We start from the raw sequence: 2,687 nt of genomic DNA, 5'->3' as shown, positions 1-2,687 counted from the left end.
CGACTACCCAGCCCAGGCGCCACAGGTCGTTGAAGACCAGGTCACCTATCCGCTGACGACAGCCATGCTGACCGTTCCCCAGTCGAAAGTCGTGCGAGGATTCTCGTTCTTCGGCGTATCCTTCGTCTACGTGATTTTCGAAGACGGTACGGACCCATACTGGGCCCGTAGCCGTGTCTTGGAATACCTCAACGCCGCAGCCCAAAAACTGCCGCAAGGCGTAACGCCAAGCCTTGGACCCGATGCCACCGGGGTTGGCTGGGTGTACCAATACGCAGTCCTGGGCAAGAACCAAACGCTGGGCGAGCTGCGCTCTCTACAGGATTGGGTCATCCGGTTCGCGGCGTCTCGGGCCGATGGCGTCGCCGAAATCGCCGGCGTGGGCGGGTTCGTCAAGCAGTACAATATTGTCGTCGATCCCTTCAGGCTGCGCGCACAGGGCATCACGCTGGCGATGGTCCGGGAGGCGGTCCGCGCTAGCAACATGGACGTCGGCGGACGAACGATCGAGCTCTCGGAATTCGAGTACATGATCCGTGGTCGCGGCTATCTCCAGGGCGTTTCCGATTTGGAGGAGATCGCACTCGCGACCGTAGGCGGTGTGGCGCTGCGCCTCAAGGATGTCGCCCGTGTGGAGATCGGTCCCGACGAGCGACGCGGTGTCACCGAACTCAACGGCGAAGGCGAGGTCGCCGGCGGCATAGTGTTGCAACGCTTCGGCGCCAATGCCCTGACCGTCATCGACAGCGTCAAACAGAAGCTTGCGGAGATTGCGCCCAGCCTCCCCGAGGGTACGGAGATCGTTCCCGTCTACGACCGCTCTCACCTCATCGACGCGGCAATCGAAACCCTCAAGGGGACTTTGATCGAGGAGAGCATCATCGTCGCTCTGGTGTGCGTGGTTTTCCTCCTCCACCTGCGCAGCGCCCTCGTGGCGATCATCATGCTGCCGGTCGGCATCCTCATCGCCTTTGGTGCCATGCGACTGTTCGGAATAGGCGCGAATATCATAAGCCTTGGCGGCATCGCCATTGCCGTTGGCGCGATGATCGACGCTGCGATCGTCATGATAGAGAACGCCCACAAACATCTGGAACGGGCACCCGCCGGAAAACCGCGGCGCGAGGTCCTGATCGAGGCTGCGAGCGAAGTCGGTCCGGCCTTGTTCTTCAGCCTCCTTATCATCACGGTGTCCTTCCTGCCGATCTTTACACTTCAGTCCCAGGAGGGTCGGCTGTTTGGACCGCTGGCCTTTACCAAGACCTTCGCCATGGCTGCGGCGGCATTCCTTTCGATCACCCTGGTTCCGGCGCTGATGGTCGTCTTCGTCCGCGGTCGGATCATTCCAGAGCACAGGAACCCGATCAACCGCATGCTGATCTGGATCTACCGGCCCGTGATCCGAGCAGTGCTAAAGGCCAAGACCCTTACAATCGTGCTGGCTTTGGTGGTGCTTGCGGTCTCGATATGGCCGGCTCGGCAACTTGGGTCCGAGTTCATGCCGACGCTCAATGAGGGCACGCTCATGTACATGCCCACGACATTGCCCGGGATCTCGGTAACCAAAGCCGCTCAACTGCTTCAGATGCAGGATCGCATCATCAAGTCGTTTCCGGAGGTCGAGTCCGTTTACGGGAAATCAGGCAGAGCGGCGACCGCCACCGACTCGGCGCCGTCCGAGATGTTCGAAACGCTCATTAACCTCAAACCGAAAGACGAATGGCGCCCGGGCGTTACGATCGACAGCCTCAAGGCTGAGATGGACGCCGCTTTGCAGTTTCCCGGAGTGTCGAATGCGTGGACCATGCCGATCCAGGCCCGCATCGACATGTTGTCGACCGGGATCAGGACGCCGGTCGGCGTCAAGATCTTCGGCACCGATCTTGGGGAAATGGAGACCATCGCCAGACAGGTCGAGGCAATCGTCGAGAAGGTTCGGGGGACGTCGAGTGCCTATGCGGAGCGAGTGACCGGCGGATATTTTCTCGACATCGTGCCGGACCGGGAGGCCCTCGGGCGCTATGGCCTTAGCGTTGCTGACGTCCAGGACGTGATTTCCACGGCACTTGGCGGAGAAACGATCACCACAATGGTGGAGGGCCGCGAACGCTACGGAGTCAATATCCGGTATCCCCGTGATCTCCGCTCGAACCCTCAGGCAATCGCAAACGAGGTCCAGGTTGCTTTGCCCAACGGCGGCGCGGTGCCCTTGGGTGAGGTGGCGCAGATCAGCATCACGCGGGGAGCCACCTCGATCCGAACCGAAAACGGGCAACTCGCCACCTACATCTTTGTCGATATCAGCGGCCGCGACCTTGGGGGCTATGTGGCTGAGGCGCAAAAAGCGGTCGCCGACGCCGTCAGGCTCCCGGCGGGATATTCAATCGCCTGGAGCGGGCAGTTCGAGTACCTGCAACGCGCGGAAGCGCAGATGAAGATTGTCGTGCCGGTGACGCTCCTGATCATTTTTCTCCTGCTCTATCTCAACTTCAAAGCCATCACAGAAACCCTCATCGTCATGCTGTCGCTGCCATTCGCCCTGGTGGGCGGCGTGTGGCTGATGTGGTGGCTGGGCTTCAATATGTCGGTTGCCGTGGTCGTGGGCTTCATCGCTCTTGCCGGGGTGGCCGCAGAAACCGGAGTCGTGATGCTGATGTACCTCGACCAAGCCATGGTCGAGGTACAGA

At 60.7% G+C, this 2,687-nt stretch carries 1 protein-coding gene; it reads left to right on the top strand.

Annotated features, from left to right (window positions below; genetic code table 11):
• A partial coding sequence (locus tag WH91_RS08045; protein WP_046170491.1) for an efflux RND transporter permease subunit occupies window positions 1-2,687 on the top strand: 2,687 nt, incomplete at both ends.

It is taken from the genome of Devosia psychrophila (assembly GCF_000971275.1).
GTDB classification, from domain to species: domain Bacteria; phylum Pseudomonadota; class Alphaproteobacteria; order Rhizobiales; family Devosiaceae; genus Devosia; species Devosia psychrophila.
The sequence above is the reverse complement of the archived record's forward strand: the minus strand, read 5'-3'. Positions and strand labels throughout refer to the sequence as shown.